The sequence below is a fragment of the Streptomyces sp. NPDC044571 genome (assembly GCF_040647115.1).
Classification (GTDB): domain Bacteria; phylum Actinomycetota; class Actinomycetes; order Streptomycetales; family Streptomycetaceae; genus Streptomyces.
In genome coordinates this window covers 170,151-187,988 of record NZ_JBEZBN010000002.1, presented here as the reverse complement: position 1 = coordinate 187,988, position 17,838 = coordinate 170,151, and the positions used below count along the sequence as shown (strand labels likewise).

Annotated in this window: 24 protein-coding genes; 10 read left to right on the top strand and 14 right to left on the bottom strand. The window is 72.8% G+C overall.

Translation table 11 applies throughout. The features are described 5' to 3' along the window. Positions 1–10 precede the first annotated feature (10 nt). Positions 11–688, top strand: coding sequence for a response regulator transcription factor (locus AB0B01_RS02060; RefSeq protein WP_361712035.1), 678 nt, complete (start codon positions 11–13; stop codon positions 686–688). Positions 689–702: 14 nt separating this feature from the next. Here AB0B01_RS02060 and AB0B01_RS02055 read toward each other — a convergent pair whose 3' ends face one another. The 5 genes from AB0B01_RS02055 to AB0B01_RS02035 all read right to left on the bottom strand — a co-directional run bounded on the left by AB0B01_RS02055 (position 703) and on the right by AB0B01_RS02035 (position 3,197). Further along, positions 703–1,308, bottom strand: coding sequence for an alkaline shock response membrane anchor protein AmaP (locus AB0B01_RS02055; protein WP_361712034.1), 606 nt, complete (start codon positions 1,306–1,308; stop codon positions 703–705). Positions 1,309–1,339: 31 nt separating this feature from the next. Continuing rightward, entirely contained in the window at positions 1,340–2,023 is a 684-nt protein-coding gene (locus tag AB0B01_RS02050) for a DUF6286 domain-containing protein (protein WP_361712033.1), read from the bottom strand. A 35-nt stretch (positions 2,024–2,058) separates the two neighbouring features. Continuing rightward, entirely contained in the window at positions 2,059–2,463 is a 405-nt protein-coding gene (locus AB0B01_RS02045) for an Asp23/Gls24 family envelope stress response protein (RefSeq protein ID WP_361712032.1), read from the bottom strand. Then, positions 2,460–2,639, bottom strand: coding sequence for a hypothetical protein (locus tag AB0B01_RS02040; RefSeq protein WP_361712031.1), 180 nt, complete (start codon positions 2,637–2,639; stop codon positions 2,460–2,462). The genes AB0B01_RS02045 and AB0B01_RS02040 overlap by 4 nt, the downstream gene beginning before the upstream one ends. A gap of 75 nt (positions 2,640–2,714) precedes the next feature. Then, positions 2,715–3,197 carry an Asp23/Gls24 family envelope stress response protein gene (locus AB0B01_RS02035; protein WP_361712030.1) on the bottom strand — a complete coding sequence of 161 codons (483 nt, stop codon included), beginning with the start codon at positions 3,195–3,197 and terminating at the stop codon, positions 2,715–2,717. 170 nt (positions 3,198–3,367) lie between these two features. Between AB0B01_RS02035 and AB0B01_RS02030 the strand changes: the two genes are divergently transcribed. Genes AB0B01_RS02030 through AB0B01_RS02020 form a run of 3 tightly spaced genes read left to right on the top strand, consistent with a single transcriptional unit; the run spans position 3,368 to position 5,048 of the window. Continuing rightward, complete coding sequence (locus AB0B01_RS02030) at positions 3,368–4,015, top strand: sigma-70 family RNA polymerase sigma factor (protein WP_361712029.1); 648 nt, start codon at positions 3,368–3,370, stop codon at positions 4,013–4,015. Beyond that, positions 4,006–4,686, top strand: a complete 681-nt coding sequence (locus tag AB0B01_RS02025) for a hypothetical protein (protein WP_361712028.1) — start codon at positions 4,006–4,008, stop codon at positions 4,684–4,686. Before AB0B01_RS02030 ends, AB0B01_RS02025 begins: the two co-directional genes overlap by 10 nt. Further along, positions 4,683–5,048, top strand: a complete 366-nt coding sequence (locus AB0B01_RS02020) for a hypothetical protein (RefSeq protein ID WP_361712027.1) — start codon at positions 4,683–4,685, stop codon at positions 5,046–5,048. Before AB0B01_RS02025 ends, AB0B01_RS02020 begins: the two co-directional genes overlap by 4 nt. Positions 5,049–5,103: 55 nt before the next feature. Here the strand turns inward: AB0B01_RS02020 and AB0B01_RS02015 are convergent, their stop codons facing one another. The 3 genes from AB0B01_RS02015 to AB0B01_RS02005 form a co-directional block, all read right to left on the bottom strand. Then, positions 5,104–5,532, bottom strand: coding sequence for a DUF1992 domain-containing protein (locus tag AB0B01_RS02015; RefSeq protein ID WP_361712026.1), 429 nt, complete (start codon positions 5,530–5,532; stop codon positions 5,104–5,106). A 97-nt stretch (positions 5,533–5,629) separates the two neighbouring features. Continuing rightward, positions 5,630–6,901, bottom strand: a complete 1,272-nt coding sequence (locus AB0B01_RS02010) for a PH domain-containing protein (RefSeq protein WP_361712057.1) — start codon at positions 6,899–6,901, stop codon at positions 5,630–5,632. A 134-nt stretch (positions 6,902–7,035) separates the two neighbouring features. Next, a complete protein-coding gene (locus tag AB0B01_RS02005) occupies positions 7,036–7,527 on the bottom strand; it encodes a PH domain-containing protein (RefSeq protein WP_361712025.1) in 492 nt (163 codons plus the stop codon). A gap of 31 nt (positions 7,528–7,558) precedes the next feature. Here AB0B01_RS02005 and AB0B01_RS02000 point away from each other — a divergent pair, with 31 nt between their 5' ends. The 4 genes from AB0B01_RS02000 (at position 7,559) to AB0B01_RS01985 (ending at position 10,348) form a co-directional block, all read left to right on the top strand. Further along, positions 7,559–8,701, top strand: a complete 1,143-nt coding sequence (locus tag AB0B01_RS02000; RefSeq protein WP_361712024.1) for an NADH-quinone oxidoreductase subunit D — start codon at positions 7,559–7,561, stop codon at positions 8,699–8,701. A gap of 47 nt (positions 8,702–8,748) precedes the next feature. Continuing rightward, entirely contained in the window at positions 8,749–9,630 is an 882-nt protein-coding gene (locus AB0B01_RS01995; RefSeq protein ID WP_361712023.1) for an arylamine N-acetyltransferase, read from the top strand. Positions 9,631–9,721: 91 nt separating this feature from the next. Continuing rightward, on the top strand, positions 9,722–9,937 hold the full coding sequence (locus AB0B01_RS01990) for a hypothetical protein (protein WP_361712022.1): 216 nt from the start codon (positions 9,722–9,724) through the stop codon (positions 9,935–9,937). A gap of 75 nt (positions 9,938–10,012) precedes the next feature. Then, positions 10,013–10,348, top strand: a complete 336-nt coding sequence (locus AB0B01_RS01985; RefSeq protein WP_361712021.1) for a hypothetical protein — start codon at positions 10,013–10,015, stop codon at positions 10,346–10,348. Here AB0B01_RS01985 and AB0B01_RS01980 read toward each other — a convergent pair. Continuing rightward, positions 10,339–11,223 carry an NAD(P)-binding domain-containing protein gene (locus AB0B01_RS01980; protein WP_361712020.1) on the bottom strand — a complete coding sequence of 295 codons (885 nt, stop codon included), beginning with the start codon at positions 11,221–11,223 and terminating at the stop codon, positions 10,339–10,341. The genes AB0B01_RS01985 and AB0B01_RS01980 overlap by 10 nt on opposite strands. A gap of 144 nt (positions 11,224–11,367) precedes the next feature. Here AB0B01_RS01980 and AB0B01_RS01975 point away from each other — a divergent pair, with 144 nt between their 5' ends. Next, positions 11,368–11,955 (top strand): TetR/AcrR family transcriptional regulator, encoded by a 588-nt coding sequence (locus AB0B01_RS01975; protein ID WP_361712019.1) that lies wholly within the window; start codon positions 11,368–11,370, stop codon positions 11,953–11,955. A gap of 12 nt (positions 11,956–11,967) precedes the next feature. On the opposite strand, the gene AB0B01_RS01970 is transcribed toward AB0B01_RS01975, so the two are convergent. The 4 genes from AB0B01_RS01970 to AB0B01_RS01955 form a co-directional block, all read right to left on the bottom strand. Continuing rightward, on the bottom strand, positions 11,968–12,906 hold the full coding sequence (locus AB0B01_RS01970) for a hypothetical protein (protein ID WP_361712018.1): 939 nt from the start codon (positions 12,904–12,906) through the stop codon (positions 11,968–11,970). A 101-nt stretch (positions 12,907–13,007) separates the two neighbouring features. Further along, the gene (locus AB0B01_RS01965; RefSeq protein ID WP_361712016.1) at positions 13,008–13,994 is read right to left on the bottom strand and encodes an ABC transporter substrate-binding protein; all 987 of its coding nucleotides are present in this window, start codon (positions 13,992–13,994) and stop codon (positions 13,008–13,010) included. A gap of 65 nt (positions 13,995–14,059) precedes the next feature. Continuing rightward, positions 14,060–14,725: an ABC transporter permease gene (locus AB0B01_RS01960; protein ID WP_361712014.1), complete on the bottom strand. Its 666-nt coding sequence runs from the start codon at positions 14,723–14,725 to the stop codon at positions 14,060–14,062. 4 nt (positions 14,726–14,729) lie between these two features. Then, the gene (locus AB0B01_RS01955; protein ID WP_361712012.1) at positions 14,730–15,416 is read right to left on the bottom strand and encodes an ABC transporter permease; all 687 of its coding nucleotides are present in this window, start codon (positions 15,414–15,416) and stop codon (positions 14,730–14,732) included. Between the two features lie 153 nt (positions 15,417–15,569). Between AB0B01_RS01955 and AB0B01_RS01950 the strand changes: the two genes are divergently transcribed. Continuing rightward, the gene (locus AB0B01_RS01950) at positions 15,570–16,559 is read left to right on the top strand and encodes an ATP-binding cassette domain-containing protein (protein WP_361712010.1); all 990 of its coding nucleotides are present in this window, start codon (positions 15,570–15,572) and stop codon (positions 16,557–16,559) included. A gap of 129 nt (positions 16,560–16,688) precedes the next feature. Here AB0B01_RS01950 and AB0B01_RS01945 read toward each other — a convergent pair whose 3' ends face one another. After that, positions 16,689–17,798 carry an alpha/beta hydrolase-fold protein gene (locus AB0B01_RS01945; RefSeq protein WP_361712008.1) on the bottom strand — a complete coding sequence of 370 codons (1,110 nt, stop codon included), beginning with the start codon at positions 17,796–17,798 and terminating at the stop codon, positions 16,689–16,691. Positions 17,799–17,838 lie beyond the last annotated feature (40 nt).

Below are 17,838 nucleotides of genomic sequence, written 5' to 3'. Positions count from 1 at the left end.
GAGGTAACTGATGTCCATCCGAGTGATGCTGGTCGACGACCAGGTGCTGCTGCGCACGGGCTTCCGGATGGTGCTCGCCGCCCAGCCGGACATGGAGGTCGTCGCCGAGGCCGGTGACGGCCTGGAGGCGTTGGAGGTGCTGCGTGCCACGAAGGTGGACGTGGTGCTGATGGACGTGCGGATGCCGAAGCTGGACGGGGTGGAGGCGACGCGGCGGATCTGCGAGCGGCCCGAGCACCCCAAGGTGATCATCCTGACCACCTTCGACCTGGACGAGTACGCCTTCTCGGGCCTGAAGGCGGGCGCGAGCGGCTTCATGCTGAAGGACGTTCCGCCGGCGGAGCTGCTGGCCGCGATCCGCTCGGTGCACAGCGGGGACGCGGTGGTGGCGCCGTCCACGACCCGGCGCCTGCTGGACCGGTTCGCCCCGCTGCTGCCGACCGGCACGCAGGAGCCGCAGAACAAGGACATCGAGCGGCTGACGGAGCGCGAGCGGGAGGTCATGCTGCTGGTCGCCCAGGGCCTGTCGAACGGCGAGATCGCGGGCCGCCTGGTGCTGTCCGAGGCCACGGTCAAGACGCACGTGGGCCGGATCCTGACGAAGCTCAACCTGCGCGACCGGGTCCAGGTCGTGGTCCTCGCCTACGAAACGGGCCTGGTCCGCGCCGGCGGCGGCGCCACCGGCTAGGTGCCTCTGCTCCGCTATTGGGCACGGTGCGGTTTGTGCGGGGCGACCTGCAGGCGCGCCCGGGCGGAAAGGCGGGCCCGGCCGGTCGACCGGCGTGCGCGTTCCAGAGGACCGTCGCACAGTTCCTGCAGAACGGCGCCGGGCTCGCTGTCGGGGGTGAGGACGAGGTCGATGTGTGCGGTCGGGTGGTCGGCGCGGCCGGTCATCTGCACCCGTGCGTGCTGCACGCCCGCCTGGTGACGGACATCGGCGGCGAGGGCGTCGGCCAGGGCGTGCTCGCGCAGTTCCACCCCGTCCGTCGCAGGCGTTCCTCCGACGGGCAGGGGGCCGGGGTGCGTGCGGCGCAGCTGCGCCAGCAGCCACCACAGTGCGAGCAGCACGACGACGGCCAGGACGGCGATCACCACGGGCCACCACCAGCTCTCGTCCGTCCAGCGGGTGCGGTCCGCGGCCCTGAGCAACACGGCGTACGGGGTAGTCAGCGGCCAACCCGCGGGAGGCCGCAGGTTCCACCGCCGGTACACGTCGAAGCCACCCGCCAACATCAGCAGACCCGCGCCGGACAGGACGAGGCCCGTCACGGCCAGCAGGACCCGGTTGACTGCGGATTTCCTCTTCATGGGATCCCCTCTCCTGTTTCTCCCCGTCGAGTCACTTGCGGCGGGTGCGTACCCGGACGGTCAGCCGTGGCGGGCGGGCCAAGGCGAGCCGGTCGCGTCGCTCGCGCAGCGCGTCCAGCAGATCGGCCCTGACGTCGGCTTCGGGACGGAAGCGGACCTCCGCCCGCGCCCTGACGCGGTTTCGGCCGACCCGGATCCTGGCGGCACCGACGCCGGGGACGCGCATGGCGGCATCGCGCAGTACGAGAGCGGCGGCCCGGCGGTCCAGCCCGGCCTCTACCTGGTCGTCGTGCGTCGTGAGGGGCAGCTGACGACGCAGGCCGGGGCTCAGTGCCAGGATGATCAGCCAGAGGCCGACGAGGGTGAGGACGGCCGCACCCGTGCGGATCCAGACGTCGTCCAGAGGGCGGGTGGCCAGTTCGTCGGCGAGGCGCGTGCGCCAGGCGGCGGCAGAGCGGCCCGCGCGGACCCTGACGACGTCGTACAGCAGGATCCCGGCCGCCGCTGCGATGACCAGGGCCGTCAACGCGGCAGGTATCCGGCGTGCGGACCACGGGCGGCGCGAGGGACGCGGACCGCCGGCCGCGTCGTTGCCGGACTCGCGCTGCGGGGTATCGGGAGCCTGCTTGTCCAGCAGGTCCACCGTGGGGGAGGTGCCCTTGTCGGTGGCGGGGGGCGGCTCCCTGTCGGCCGTGGGGTCTTGGTCCCGTGTCATGCCGGCTCTCCTTCCGGGGGGTTGCCCGGTCCAGCTCACTGCACACGTCTGTGTGCGCGTCCGCCGGAGGGGACCAGGTGCTCGATGGTCAGCGTGACCTCGGTGACCTTCATGCCGGTCAGCTGGGCCACGCGCTCACCGACGTAGTGCTGCACCTGGCGGGCGGTACCGGCGAGATCTGCCGGGTACGGCAGGTCCAGGGCCAGGCCCAGCCGTGCGGATCCCCCGGCGACGGCCACCGAGGCGCGCGGAGCCGCCAGTTCCGTGCGTGTCGTGCCTGCTTGCCCGTGCAGGGCCTCGCGTGCCGCGCGGGCCGCAATACGGGCCACCACCTTGTCCGGGATGACCGTCGCACCACGCTCGGCCGCCGGTGGCAGCGCCCGTGGGGCGCCGGAGCCGGCGGCTCCCCCGGGCAGAGCGGGGGCGCCCTGCGAGGTCACAGCCGGTCCCGGGACCGCTTGAAGTCGGACATCTCCATGTCGCCCTGCAGCATGAGGCCGACCACCAGGCCCACGGCGCCCAGGACGGCCACGAGCAGGAAGGCCCAGAACCCGCCGAAGAAGGCGGCGAAACCCAAAGCCATTCCGGCCAGCAGGCCCACCATTGCTGCGCTCATCTCACTCACCTGAATCTCATGTCGATCGGTTCGTCCTGCCCGGCCGCGGAACGCGGGCGGGCCGGTGGCGCCACGTCACTGGACGCGGCCCTCGCCCTCCTCGCCTTCCTCCTCCTCATCGGGCAGGTGAACGTCGTCGACGGCGATGTTCACCTCGACCACTTCCAGGCCGGTCATGCGCTCCACGGCCGTGATGACGTTGGTGCGGACGTCGCCGGCCACGTCGACGATGGACACGCCGTACTCCACGACCACGTCCAGGTCCACGGCCGTCTGCCGTTCGCCCACCTCGACCTTCACGCCCCGGCTCATGCTGGAACGTCCTCCCGGAACCTTGTCCCGCACGGCACCCAGGGTGCGGGTCATCCCGGCGCCGAGGCTGTGGATACCCGGTACCTCACGGGTGGCCATCCCTGCGATCTTCTCGACGACGCTGTCGGCGATGGTGGTCCGCCCCCGCGTCTCGGGCGCGGTCCCGACGCCGCTCTGGCCTTGCAGAGGGTTGCCCGCGCTGCCCGGCCGGCTCTGACCTGAGACGGGGCTGATGCTGTCCGACATGAGGACCTCCTCCAAAGGATGTCCGTGCGGGCGCCGGTGCGGTGCCCTCGAAGGATCAGACACACCGCAGACCTATTCCTCACGTTCCTCACGTTCCTCCCGCCGCACGTACCATCGAGGAGTACGTGCGAAGACCGAGACGCCGGCCTCCGACGGGAAGCGAGCGGCGGATGCGCGAGCGGACCGGGCCCCCGACCCCACCAGGCGCGGCAGACCGGCGCCAGGCCGCCGCACAGTCCGTCGCCGACGGCCCGGCCGGAACGGACGCGTCCCGTGGCGCTCTGGCGGACAGGCTGCTGGCCGTCCGGGCTGCGGAAGGAGACGACGACGCGTTCGCCGTCCTGGTCCGCCGCCACAGCGGTCGGCTGACAGCCCTCGCCTACCACCTGCTGGGCAACCGGCCGGATGCCGAGGACGCCGTCCAGGACGCCTTCCTCAGCGCTTGGCGACAGCTGCCCGAATTCCGCCATGGCGCCGGGTTCGGCACCTGGATGTACCGCATCGTCACCAACCGCTGTCTCAATGCACTGCGCCGCCGGCCCCCCGCTCTCCCCCTGGACACCGTCCCGGAGCCCCCCGCCACCGACGCAGGCAGCACACCACCCCGCATGGCCGAGAGCGACGCCGCGGCGGCCGCACTGACCCAGGCGCTGGGGGGACTCACCCCGGAGCTGCGGACCTGCTGGGTCCTGCGCGAGCTGCACGGCCTGCACTACGACGAGATCGCCCAGGTGACGGGCACCAGCGAGCAGACGGTGCGCGGCAGACTCTTCCGTGCACGACGAGCTTTGACGGAGGCGATGCGCCCATGGCGCTAGACGACCCGCACCCCCACTCGGGCGAGGACCCGACGGCCGCACGCACCCGGAGGGCGGACGGCACGCTGCTCCCCGAGTCGGAGCTGCTCGCCGGTGGTGAACTGCTGCCCTGCGGCCGGCCCCTCCTCGACGCCTGGCAACAGGCCCGCAGCCCCGGCGCCACGGCACTCGACGCACACACCGGCGGCTGCCCCTACTGCCGACAGGCCGTCGAGGGGCTGCGCGCCCTCGACCGGGCCACCGAGTCCCTGCGTGCCGAGGAGCAACCCGACGTACACAGCCTCGCCGACCGGGTCATCAACGCGGTGCGGGCCGAGGTACGGCTCGGCGCGTCGCTGCCGCTGGACGACCCCGACCACGACCTGCGCATCGCCGAAAACGCCGCCGCGAAAGTGCTGCGCCGCGCCGCCGACACCGTGCCCGGCGCCCGCGCGGCCAGCTGCCACCTGAGCCCCACCCCCGACGACACCGCCGTCCATGTCGTCATGACGCTGGCCACCACTCTCGACCGACCACTGCGAGAGCGGGCCGCACACGTACGCCAAGCCGTCCTCCACGCCGCGCACCACGAGCTCGGCCTGGCCGTCACCGGCGTCGACTTGGAAATCACCTCCCTGCTGGAGCCCCTCCACGCGCCCTGGGACGACGTGCCCGCAGCGAGCAGACGATGACCTCCACCCCCAGCACGGACGTCCGCGAAGCCGCGGCCCGCGCTGCCCTCGACGTTCCCGGTGTGGCAGCCCTCCAGCCCGTCCTTGCCGACCGCCTCGCCGCCGTGGCCTCCCGCGTACGGCACGACGTGGATGCCGACCCCCATCCCGCCGTGGCCGGAATCCGGGCCGAACGCGTCCCCGAGAGCGGCTGGCATGTGGAAGTACGGTGCATGGTGCACGACGGCCGCCGCGTGGTCGACGTCGCCCGACAGGTATGCGAACACGTACAGGCCGCAGTCACCGCCCACCTGGTCCGACACGGCTCACCGGCACCCGTCACCGTCCAGGTCACGGTCACCCGCACCCTTTTGCCCGCATGAGCATGCCGGGCCACGCATCCGCCGTCCCGGGCAGCGTCCGCCGGACGTGGCCGGGCTAGGCCCGGTCCTGTCCGGGCTCGGGCCGGCTGCCGGGGCCCGGGCGCCGGGCCGCCAGCACCTCCTCGACGTCGAACTCCGCCAGGCCGAGGGGCGGGCCGGGGGGCGGCCTGCGCAGCGCCGCCCGTATCTTCTCGTTGATCTCGGAGAGGATCGCGCGGGCCTCGCGCTCGGAGCGTGCCGCCGAGACCGCCTCCAGGGCGTCCTCGGCCTCCTTGCGGAGCGCGAGCGCGGGCGGCAGGACCGCGAAGCCTTCGCGGTGCATCTTCTCCTTGATCCACCACATCTCGTCGTACGGGGCGTCGAGTGAGGGCAGCGGCTTTCCCAGCCCGGGCAGTTCCGCGAAGTCGCCGCGCTCGGCGGCCTCCCTGATCTGCCGGTCCACCCAGGACTCCACGCTGACGCCCGGGGGTTTGCGCTCGGTCACGGTGCCCTCCTCGTCCCTCGCCTGCCCTGCCCTGCCCTGCCCTGCCCTGCCCTTTGAACGTACTGCCGCGGTCCACGGTTCCGCCCCGGCGCCGCACTCACGTCGTCCAGCGCTCCGGGCCGGCCGAGGCCCGGGACGTGCGGGAACGCGCCGCCTGGGCGTGCAGCAGCTCGGCGGCGTCGGCCGTCGCCCGAAGGCGGGCGGTGACCGTGGCGTTCGCACCGGTGTCCACCTGCACGTCGGCCACCCCGCACACCCGCTCCCACGGGCCCTGGCTCAGCCGCACGCTCTGCACCTTGGCGTGCGGGACGAGCTCCGTACGGCGGCACAGGCGCCCGCTCCGAGCGGCGAACACGTCGTGCGAGACGGCCACCGCGTAGCCCTTCCACCACACCGGGACCGCCCACCGGGCGCCGGCCGGTGAGGGCGCGAAGCCGAGGGCCGCGAGGTCCACCCCCGGCAGCACCCGGGCGATCACCGCCTGGGCGGCGGCCCGCGTGGCCACCGGGACCAGGACCGTGTTCTTCGAGCCGGCCACGGCCAGCTCCACCCGGACCCAGTCCCGGCGCCGCCACAGCAGCGGTTCCACGATCCGCAGGCTCTGCACCCGCCCGGGCGGCACCGTCTCGTGGGCCCGGTCCAACAGCCCGTGGTCCAGGCGCAGCCCGTCCGGGGACTCGGCGACCCGCCAGTCGTACTCGGCCAGGAAGCGGCCGGCGGTGCCCGCCCAGACCCCGCCCAGGACGGGCAGCAGGGTGCCGAGCGCCACCCAGGGGTTGGCGCTGACCCACCACACCAGGGCGGGTGCGGCCAGGCCGACGGGGACCGCCGCCCACACGGAGAGGGTGAGGGCCAGCGAGCCGAGGAGTTCGCGGGGGCGGACGCGGAGCAGTTCGTGCTCCGGGGCCTCGCCCACCGCGGCGGCCCGTTCGGGCGCGAAGCCGGCCGCCCGGGCGAGCAGTTCGGCGCGCAGCGCCACCGCCTCGCGCTCGCCGAGGAAGGCCAGCTCGTCCTTGTCGCCGGTGCCGATGACATCGAGCCGGAGCTTGGCGACCCCGGCCAGCCGGGCCGCGAGGGGGCGGGTGACATCGACGGCCTGGATCCGGTCGAGGCGGAGGTGCGCGGTGCGGCGGAAGAGGAGCCCGGTGCGGATGCGCAGCTCGGTGTCGGTCACGGCGTAGTGCGTGAACCACCAGCTCAGGAACCCGTACAGGCCGAAGAGCAGGACCAGTGCGCCCGCGCCCGCGGTCCGCTGGGCGGTGGAGAGGTCCGCGAGCCACTGCGCCGCCCGCTCCCCCTGGTGCCCGGCCACGCCGAGGAGCGCGGCGATCGGCACCCAGGCGCGGCGCAGCGGGGTGAGCACGTGCAGCCGCCGCTCCCCGGCCGCCGCGGAGGCCGCCGCGTCGGCCGAGGCGGGGGCGTCGGCCGAGGCGGGAACGGAGGCGTCGGCGGGGACGTCGGCCGAGGCGGGGACGGAGGCGTCGGCGGCCGCGGGGTCGCCGGTCACAGCCCCGCCGACCTTGCCTCGCCGAGCTCCGTCAGCCGGTCCCGCAGCCGCTCCGCCTCGGCGGGCGCCAGCCCGGGGATCTTGGCGTCCGTCGCCGCGGCCGCCGTGTGCAGCTGTACGGAGGCCAGTCCGAAGCGGCGCTCCAGCGGGCCCGAGGTGACCTCGACCAGCTGCATCCGCCCGTACGGGACGACGGTCTGGGTCCGCCACAGCACCCCGCGGCTGATCAGCAGGTCGTCCGCCCGCTCGGCGTAGCGCCAGGACCGCCAGTTGCGGCCGAGCAGCACCCCGCCCCAGGCCCCGACGGCGAGCCAGAGCGCCCCCGCCGCCGCCCATGCGGGGCCGGCCGCCAGGCCCAGCACGACGGCCGTCCCCAGGCCGAGCAGGCCCGTCCAGCCCCACAGCAGCAGCCGCCGCAGCGCCAGCAGTCCCGCGGGCAGCCCCACCCACTCGGGGCGGCTCGTCTCACCCTCTGTCCCCGTTTCCATGCCCTCACCCTAGGACTGAGACAATGCGGCCATGACGGAGACCACGGTCGGCATCGGCGGTGCGGCGGAGAGCACCGACATGGTGCTCAACATCGGACCGCAGCACCCTTCGACGCACGGCGTGCTGCGCCTGCGCCTCGTCCTGGACGGCGAGCGGATCGTCAGCGCCGAGCCGGTCGTCGGCTATATGCACCGCGGCGCCGAGAAGCTCTTCGAGGCCCGTGACTACCGCCAGATCGTGATGCTCGCGAACCGCCACGACTGGCTCTCCGCGTTCTCGAACGAGCTCGGCGTGGTCATGGCCGTCGAGCGGATGCTCGGCATGGAGGTGCCCGAGCGGGCCGTGTGGATGCGGACCCTGCTCGCGGAGCTGAACCGGGTGCTGAACCACCTGATGTTCCTCGGCTCGTACCCCCTCGAACTGGGTGGGATCACCCCGATCTTCCACGCGTTCCGCGAGCGCGAGGAGCTCCAGGCCGTCATGGAGGAGATCTCCGGCGGCCGGATGCACTACATGTTCAACCGCGTCGGCGGCCTCAAGGAGGACCTGCCGGCCGGCTGGCTCGGCCGGGCCCGCGCCGCGATCGCCGACGTGCGCACCCGCATGGACGTGTACGACAAGCTGGTCCGCGGGAACGAGATCTTCCGCGGCCGCACCCGCGGCGTCGGCGTCCTGTCCGCGGAGGCGGTCCACGCGTACGGGGTCTCCGGGCCGATCGCCCGCGCCTCCGGGGTCGACTTCGACCTGCGGCGCGACGAGCCCTACCTCGCCTACGGGGAGCTCCAGGACGTCCTGCAGGTGGTCACGCGCACCGAGGGCGACTGCCTGGCCCGGTTCGAGTGCCTGCTGGACCAGACCCACAACTCCCTCGACCTCGCCGTCGCCTGCCTGGACCGGATGGCCGAGCTGCCGCCCGGCCCGATCAACCAGCGCCTGCCGAAGGTGCTGAAGGCGCCCGAGGGGGCCACGTACGCCTGGACCGAGAACCCGCTCGGCATCAACGGCTACTACCTGGTCTCGAAGGGCGACAAGACCCCGTACCGGCTGAAGCTGCGCTCGGCGTCGTACAACAACATCCAGGCCCTGTCGGTGCTGCTGCCCGGCCAGCTGGTCGCGGACATGGTGGCGATCCTGGGGTCGCTGTTCTTCGTCGTCGGAGACATCGACAAGTAGCGTGGACGGGCTGGGGAGTTGTCACACCCACCCCCTAGTCTGCGGGGATGACCCCAGAGATATCCGACGGCTACCTGCGGCGGCTGGGCTTCGCCCGGCCGCCGCGGCCCACCGCCGAGGCGCTGTTCGCGCTCCAGCGCGCGCACCTCGAACGCATCCCGTACGAGAACGTCGACATCCAGCTCGGCCGGCCGCCCGGCATCGACCCCGAGCTGTCGGCGCGCCGCTTCGCCGCCGGGCGCGGCGGGTACTGCTTCCACCTCAACGGCGCCTTCGCGCTGCTGCTCGAAACCCTCGGATACGAGGTGACCCGGCACCTCGGGGGCGTCCTCGGCGCGGGCGACCGGGAGCGCCGCGACGTCAGCGGCGACCATCTCGCGCTGAAGGTACGGGTGGAGGGCGAGGAGTTCTTCGTCGACGCCGGGCTGGGCGACGGGCCGTACGAGCCGCTGCCGCTGCGGGCGGGGACGTACCGGCAGGGCGGGTTCACGTACGAGCTGGCCCCGCTGGAGGACGGCGGCGACGGCGACGGGGGCGGCGGGGGCGGCTGGCGGTACGTCAACGACGGCGGGCCGTGCCCGGTGGTCAACTTCCGCTCCGCGCCTGCCGTGACGGCCGACTTCCAGGCCGAGCACCTGCGGCTGTCGACCTCCCCGGACTCCGGTTTCGTACGGACCCTCGCGCTGCTGCGGCGTGACGCGAAGGGCATCGACGTGCTGCGGGGGCGGGTGCTGAGCCGGATCGAGCCCGGGGAGGAGACGAGCGAGCGGGTCCTGGACACGCCGGAGGAGCTCTGGGCGGTCATGGGCGGGCTGTTCGGGCGGGAGCTCGACGATCTGACGCCCGTGGACCGGGCCGCGCTGTGGGCCGCGGCGTGCCGGTCCCACGAGGCGTGGCTGGCCGACCGCGCGGGCAGCGCCGTCGGCTGACGCCGGTGCGGGGGCGCGGTACCGCCCTGCCGGTGCAGGGACGGGGCGCTGTCCGTCGGCCGATGTCGGTGCGGGGGTGCAGACTGGGGCCATGTCCCACTCCCCCAGACGGGCCTGCCCCGTATGCGGGCGCGACTGCGCCGTGACCGCCGGCCGGATCGCCCGCCACGACCCTCCCGCCGGGCGGGGCCGCGGCGATCTGGTGTCCTGCCCGGGTTCCCGGGCGCGGGTGGTGCTCGGCGCCTCGGCGCCGGCCCTGGACGGCTTCGTACTGCCCCCTCTTCCGGGGCAGTTGCCGCTGTTCTGAGCTGAGTACGCGGCTGGGCGGGTCTGAGTACCCGCGCGGATCCCCCGTACCGCCCGCCCCGGAGACGATGACGGCATGACCTGGTACCAGCAGCCCGCCGCCCTCGACCCCGCCTCGCCCGAAGCCGTCTCCCGGCGCCGGGGCCGGACCTCGCGGATCACCGCCGTGCTGTTCCTGCCCGCCCTGGTGGCCGCGAAGGTGATGGTGCTGGCCACCGAGCGGGGCACGGCCTGTGTGATGCAGGGCGGCTGCGCCCCCTTCCCCGGTGTGTTCTTCCTGGCCCTGCTCGCCGCCGTGGTGGCCTCGGTCGTGGTGGTGGCGGCCGCGCCGCGCCGCTTCCAGGGACCGGCGCTGGCCGTTCAGCTGGCGCTGGAGACCATCGCCGTGCTGATGGTCCTCGCCTACCCCTGAGCCGGGCTCCCCAGCAGCCGGACGAGCCGTGAGCTGCTCTCGCCGCCGAAGCCGGCGTCGACCCCGCGCCGGTACAGCTCGGCGTGCGCGGCGAGGATGCCGGCGTCGACGCCCGAGTCGGCGGCGGTGTGCAGGACGTGCTCGACGCTCGCGGCGCACATGGACAGGCGCTGGTCCCGGCCGTCGTGGTCGTCCGCGTCGAGGGCCGCGGCGCTGTGGGTGTAGAAACCCCGCATGCTGTCGGCCGTGTACCCCGCGTACGGGAGGATGTCGGCCGCCGTCAGCCCGTTGGCGCGGGCGACGGCGACGGCCTGGTACCAGCCGGTGTACGCCGTCCAGAACATGATCATGTTGAGCTGGTAGTAGAGCTGCGCGTATCCGGGGTCCTCGCCCCGGTAGTCGGTGGCGGCGAGGACGTCGAGCGCGTCGCGGTGCTCCGCGTAGGCGCGCCGCGGACCGCTGACGAAGATCGAGGAGCCTTCCTGTCCGATCCCGGCGGGCGGCACGTTGACACCGCCGGTGAGGTAGGAGGCGCCGCGCGTTTCCGCCCACCCGGCGGCCCTGCGCGCCTTGTCCGGGACGTCGGAGGACAGGTTGACCAGGACCCGGCCGTCGAGGTCGGCGTCCGCCAGGACGGTGTACATGGCCTCCACGTCGATGAGGCTGAGGACGGTGAGGGGGCCGGCGGCGACGGCCTCCGCGGCGGAGCGGGCCCGGCGGGCACCGCGTCCGACGAGGTCGGCGTCTTTGCCGGCGCTGCGGTTCCAGACCGTGACCTCGTACCCCGCGTCGAGGTAGGCGGCGGCCATGGCCCGGCCCATGGGGCCGAGGCCGATGACGGTGACCGCGGCTTTGGTGCTGCTGCTCTGCTGCATGGCGGAGTTCTCCCCGGATCCGGTGGCGATGGCAGGGGCGTTGGCGTGGCGCTCTCTAGAACGAGCGCTCTATCCAGTGCCCGGAGCGACCGTAGCACGGGACTAGAACGAGCGCTCTATCCATTTCGGGGTAGGATTCCGCCCATGACAGCGACGAAGCCCGAACTGGGGACGCGCGAGCGGCTGGTCCGCACCGCCTCCCGCCTCATGCAGCACGGCGGGTACGAGAACACCCCGGTCAAGCAGCTCGTCCGCGAGGCGGAGGCCACCCTGGGCTCCCTCTACCACTTCTTCCCCGGCGGCAAGCAGGAGCTCGCGGTCGCCGCCCTCCAGTACGGCGACGCCGAGTTCGCGGAGCTGCTGCGGGCCGGACTCGCCGCGCACGCCGACCCGGCACGGGCCCTGGAGGAGGTCACGAGCCTGCTCGCCAACGCCCTGGCCGCCTCGGACTGGCGCGACGGCTGCCCCGTGACGGCGACCGCCCTGGAGACGGTCGGCCGCCTGCCCGACCTCCAGGCCGCCTGCGCCCAGGCCTTCGCCCACTGGCAGGAATTGGTGGCGGCGAAGCTCCTGGCCTCGGGCTGGCCGGAGGCGGAGGCCCGCGACCTCGCGGTGACCGTAGTGAACACGCTCGAAGGCGCGGAGATGACCTCGCAGGTCACCCGGAGCCGGACCCCGCTGCTACTGGCCGGTCGTCACCTGGCCCGGCTGGTGGGCTCGTACGCCCCCTGAGGGGAACGGGGACTACGAGATGGCGGTGCGCAGCCGCGCGACGTCGATCGGCTCGGTCTCGTCGTGGGCCGTCAGGTCGATGACCTGGCCCGGCGCCTCCTGCTCGGGGGTCGCCCCGGACTCCGGCTCGGCTGCGGCCTGCTCGCTCTCCGCCTTGTGGACCGCGAGGGCCTCGGCGCCGACGACGTCGGCCAGGTCCTCGTTCTGCACCGACTCGATCGCCGCGCGGGCCTGCGCCGCGCTCTTCGTGCCGAAGAAGTCGAAGCCGCCCTCGGTACGGGACGCCGTCCGCCGCGGACCCGCGTACGGGGCGACGGTCGCCGCCTGCCGCCGCGCCGGAACCGCGGAAGGCGCGGGAGCGGCAGCCTGCTCCGCCCGTCGGGCCAGCGCCACCAGCGCCGCGTGGGCACGGGCGTAGCCGACCGAGGTGGGCGCGCCGCTGGACGTGCGCTCCTCGGAGACCGGCGGGAGCTGCTTCGGGGCGGCCGGAGCCGCCGCGGCCTCGATGGCGAGCAGCCGGCGGCCCTCCAGGGCGCTGGCCCGCTCGGTCTCGGCGGTCGCGTACCGCCGCAGCAGCGCGGCGTGCTCGCCCCGCAGCCCGGCCAGTTCGACGCGCTTGGCCCGCAGCTTCGCGTCGAGCTTGGCGCGCAGCATCCGGGCCTCTTCGAGGTCGGATTCGAGCTCGGCTATGCGCTCTTCGGTCTTCCACTCGTCCTTGACCCGCTCCCGGGCCAGCTCCGCGACGCGGCGTCCGGCCGAGCGGTCCCAGGCGCGCATGACCACGGCGCCCGCGACACCCGCGGCGGCCGTGACGGCGACGAGCAGCCGCAGCGCCACTGGTTCCGCCGGCAGCCAGGCCGCTGCCGCGCTCGTGAGGGAGACACCGGCGACGGTCGTCGGCGTGAGCAACCGGTGCAGGGGTTCGGGATTGCGGTGGCGTCCACGGGGCATGGCCTGAAATTTACAGGGCGGGGACGTCGAGTGGGGTAACTGCCCGGCAATCTGTAGCCGGGCAGTTACCTGTCATTTCTCCATCAAACCGGTAGCTACTCCTACTTCAGCAGGCCCTTCGCCTTGAGGTAGGCCTTCGCGACGTCCGCCGGCTTTTCCCGCAGGGCGTCCACGCTGTGGTTCAGGTCGACGAGGTCGGCGGTCGTGAGGACCTTGGTCAGCTTGTCGAGCGCGGCGGCGACCTCGGGGGACCCGGCGTCCTTGGCGTTGACCACCGGCAGGACGTTGTCGGCGTTCTGCAGCTTCTTGTCGTCCTCCAGCAGCTTGAGGCCGAAGCCGTCGAGGGTGGCGTCCGTGGTCGTGGTGAGCGCCAGCTGGTCGACGCCGTCCTTGACGGCCTGCTTGGCCTGGGGTGTGCCGACGCCCTTCGGGTCAATACCGGAAACATCGATTCCGTATGTCTTCTTCAACCCCGGGGCGCAGAAGGGCCGTACGGCGCATTCGTCACCGGCCGCGATCTTCACCTTCAATCCCGACCTGCCAAGATCGGAAAGTGTCTTGAGGTTGTTCTTCGCGGCGAATTCGGCCGATACCGCGAACGCGTTCTGGTCGACCGCCGGCCCGGCCGGCAGCACCTTCAGCCCGAGCGGGGCCGCCAGCTTCTCCAGGCCCGACACCGTCGCCGCCACGTCGCTGGAGGCGACCGGCTTCCCCTCCGGCGCCTTGGGACCGTTCACCTTGGCGTTGAGGAACTCCGCGAGGGTGGCCGCGTACTCCGGGACCACGTCGATCTCGCCCTTCTCCAGCGAGGGCTCGTACAGCTCGCGGTTGTTGACGGTGGTGATCGACGTGCTGTAGCCCGCGTCCCGCAGCACCTGCGCGTACAGCTCCGCCAGCACGTTCGACTCGGTGAAGCCGGCCGCGCCGATCACCAGCTTGCCCTTGCCGGACCCGGAGCCGGACTCCGCGGACGCGCTCCCGCCCGCGTCCTTGCTCTTCTCCAGGCTGTCGCCGCCGCACGCGGTCAGCGAGACGGTCAGGGCCACCGCCCCCAGGGCCGCGCCGAGGACGCGCGTGGACTTGCTCATGGTTGCTCCTCCAAGGGAGACGAGATGACAGGGACAGGGGACCGGCGGTGCCGGCCGGGCAGGACTCAGCGCGCCGCCGGACGCGGGAAGAGCCGGTCCGCCGCCACCAGCACGCCCTCCACCAGCAGGGCCAGCGCCGCCACCAGCAGGGCTCCCGCGACGACCTGCGCCGTGTTGTACGTGTTGAAGCCGGCCGTGATGATCCGGCCGAGGCCGCCCTGCCCGACCATCGCCGCGATGGTGGCCGTGGCGATCACCTGGACGGCGCCCGAGCGCAGCCCCGTCATCACCAGACCGCGCGCCAACGGCAGTTCCACCCGCCAGAACAGCTGGCCGCCGGACATGCCCATGCCGCGGGCGGCCTCCACCACCGAGCGGTCCACCTCGCACATGCCCACGTACGCGTTGGTCAGCAGCGGCGGGACGGCGAACAGCACGAGCGCGACGATCGTCGGCAGGTAGCCCGCGCTGCGCAGCGGCGAGACCATGAACAGCGCCAGCACGGCGAAGACCGGCACGGCCCGCCCGGCATTGGACACGTTCACCGCGAGGGCGCCGCCCTTGCCGATGTGGCCGAGCCACAGGCCGAGCGGCAGCGCCACCGCACAGGCGAGGCCGAGGGCGATCCCGCTGACGTAGACGTGCTCGCCGAGGCGGTGCCACACGCCGTTCTCCCCGGACCAGTTGGCGCCGTTGGCCAGCCAGTCCCAGGCCCCTGACAGCGCACCCATCTCCTCAGGCCCCCTTCGCCGGTCGGGCCGCCCGCGTCCACGGCGTGAGCAGCCGCTGGAGGCCGAGCAGCAGCAGGTCCGCCACCAGGGCGAGCAGCACGCACAGCACCGAGGCGGTGAGCACCTGGGCCTTGAAGGAGCTGTTCACGGCCGGGGCGATGAGGTTGCCCAGGCCGCCCTTGCCCACGATGGAGCCGACGGTGGTCAGCGCCACCGTCGACACGGTGGCGATCCGCACCCCGGCCAGCAGGGCGGGCAGCGCCAGCGGCAGTTCGACCTGCCACAGCAGCCGGCCCGGCCCGTACCCCATGCCGCGCGCGGCCTCCCGCACCTCCTCGGGGACGGCTTCCAGACCGGCGATCACATTGCGGACCAGGATGGTCAGCGAATACAGCACCAGGCCGGTCACCACGAGCGCCGCCGACAACCCGAAGAACGGCAGCAGCAGGGAGAACATGGCCAGCGAGGGGATCGTGTAGAGCAGGGTGGTCAGGCCCAGCACGGGTGCCGCCCAGCGGCGGCCGCGGCGGGCCAGCAGGGCGAGCGGTACGGACACGAGGAGGCCGATCAGCACGGACGCGCCCGTGATCCAGACGTGTTGGAGCGTGGCGTCGGTGAGCTCCCGGGACCGGGAGCTGACGTAGTCCCAGCAGATCCAGTCGTTCGCCACCAGGCAGTTCTGCCCGCTCATGCCCCCACCCCCCTGCCGCCGCGCGCACGTCTTCCCGTACCGGATGCCCTCACGAGCGACCATAACGCCCGCCGCCCGCCATGGCCGGAATCCTTCGCAGTGGGGCAACACTCCCTTTACAAAACGGCTGTGCCGGTAGGGAAGGATGGCCGTGTGATCCGATTCGAGCACGTGACCAAGCGGTACCCCGACGGGACCACGGCCGTCGAGGACCTGTCCTTCGAGGTCGCGCAGGGCGAGCTGGTCACCCTGGTGGGCCCGTCCGGCTGCGGCAAGACCACCACCATGAAGATGGTCAACCGCCTGATCGAGCCGACCTCCGGCCGGATCCTGCTCGGCGGCGAGGACGTCTCCGGCGCCGATCCGGTCGAGCTGCGCCGCAGGATCGGGTACGTCATCCAGCAGGTCGGGCTGTTCCCGCACAAGACGGTGCTGGAGAACACTGCGACCGTGCCGCAGCTCATCGGCACCCCGAAGGCGAAGGCCCGCGCCCGGGCGGCCGAGCTCCTGGAGTTGGTGGGCCTCGACCCGGCGGTGTACGGCAACCGCTACCCCGAGCAGTTGTCCGGCGGGCAGCGCCAGCGCGTCGGGGTGGCGCGCGCGCTCGCCGCCGATCCGCCGGTGCTCCTGATGGACGAGCCGTTCGGCGCGGTGGACCCGGTGGTGCGCGAACGCCTCCAGAACGAGTTCCTCGCGCTCCAGAAGACGGTGCGCAAGACGATCCTGCTGGTCACGCACGACCTGGAGGAGGCCATCCGGCTCGGCGACCGCATCGCCGTCTACGGAGAAGGCACCATCGAGCAGTTCGCCCGCCCGGCCGCGGTGCTGGGCGCGCCGGCCACCCCGTACGTGGCCTCCTTCGTCGGCGCGGACCGCGGGCTCAAGCGGCTCGCGGTCACCCCCGTCGAGGCCGCCGACCTGGCGCGGCCCGACGACCGCGCCCCGGGCGCCCCGGCCGCCCCCGGTGCCCCGGCCGCCTCGGTCCAGCTGGGCGCGACGCTGCGCGAGGCCCTGGCGGCGCTGCTGCAGGAGGACTCGGGCCGGATCGGGGTCACCGACCCCGACTCGGGCGCGCTGGTCGGCGTCCTGACCCCGGAGGGCGTGCACCGGGCGCTGCGCCGGGCCCATGTGCAGGACGCCTGAGGCGGGCAGGCCCGGAAGGCACCGGGCAGCGGCCGGCGGCCCGGCCGGCGGCCGGCGGCCCCGGAACGACGTGTGACCGGCCTGGTCGGGCCGGTCACGGTCATTCCTGGCGGGCCGTCCCGCCTCGGGTCAGGCCTGGATGCGGTTGCTCAGCCACACCAGCATCGGCGGGATCTCGCGGCGCCAGGTGTTGAAGTTGTGGCCGCCGCTGTCGAGGATGATCGAGGAGACCCGGTCCGGTCCCTTGACCAGCTTGATGAACTTCTGGGTGTCCTCCAGGTTCGGCTCACCGGTCTGGCTGCTCGTCACGAGGAAGGACGTACCGGCCGGCTTCTTGTGCTCCATGCTGTAGAGGACGTCCGCGCGCTTCTTCAGCTTGTCGTCACCCTGGAACAGGTTGCCCGTCGTCGCGTCGTTCGCAGCGTCGTAGTACGCGGACAGGCCCACCCCCGCGCCGAAGGTCTGCGGGTAGTGCGCGGCGATCTTCAGGGCGCAGTAGCCGCCCGTGGAGTTGCCGATGAAGGCCAGGTTCTGGGGCTTCTTGCCGACCCGGAAGGTGTCCTGGATGGCCTGCGGCAGGTCCTGGGCGAAGAAGGTCTCGGTCTGCGGCCCACCCGGTATGTCCACGCACTCGGTGTCACGCGGCGGCGCGACGGTCGGGCGCAGCATGACCAGGATCATCGGCTTCATCTTGCCCGCCTTGGCCTGCTTGAAGGCCGTCATCGGGTAGTTCAGCCCTTTGATCAGGTTCTCGGCGGTGCCCGGGTAGCCGGTCAGCACGATGGAGGCCGGGAAGTTCTTGTCCTTGTGCTGCGGCTGGAAGTACTCCGGCGGCAGCCACACGTACCCGGGGCTCGTTATTTTCGACTTCTGGCCGGTTATGGCAACCTTCAGGATCTGTCCGCCCACCTGGGGCTGGGCACCGCCCGGCACGTCGAGCTTCTGCTTGTCGACGACCTTGATGTCCTTGCTGGACAGCGAGTGGTCGACGACCTTGCCGACCGATGTCTGCTGGCCGAACAAGTCGGCCCATGAGCCGTAGAAGGAGAACGACTTGTTCGCCGCCAGACCGACCGCGGAGAACAGCGCCAGCTGGGTCGCGAGCAGGAGGCCGATCCGGCCGAGCAGCGCACGCCAGGTGCGGCCCGAGAGCCGGGGCCAGAACCACACCGTGGCTGCGAACAGCAGCACACCGGCGACGATGGCCAGCGCCAGAACCGTATTACTGGTGAGACCCATGAGCAGTCAGTCGACTTTCTGATGGCAGGACTAGTTTTTC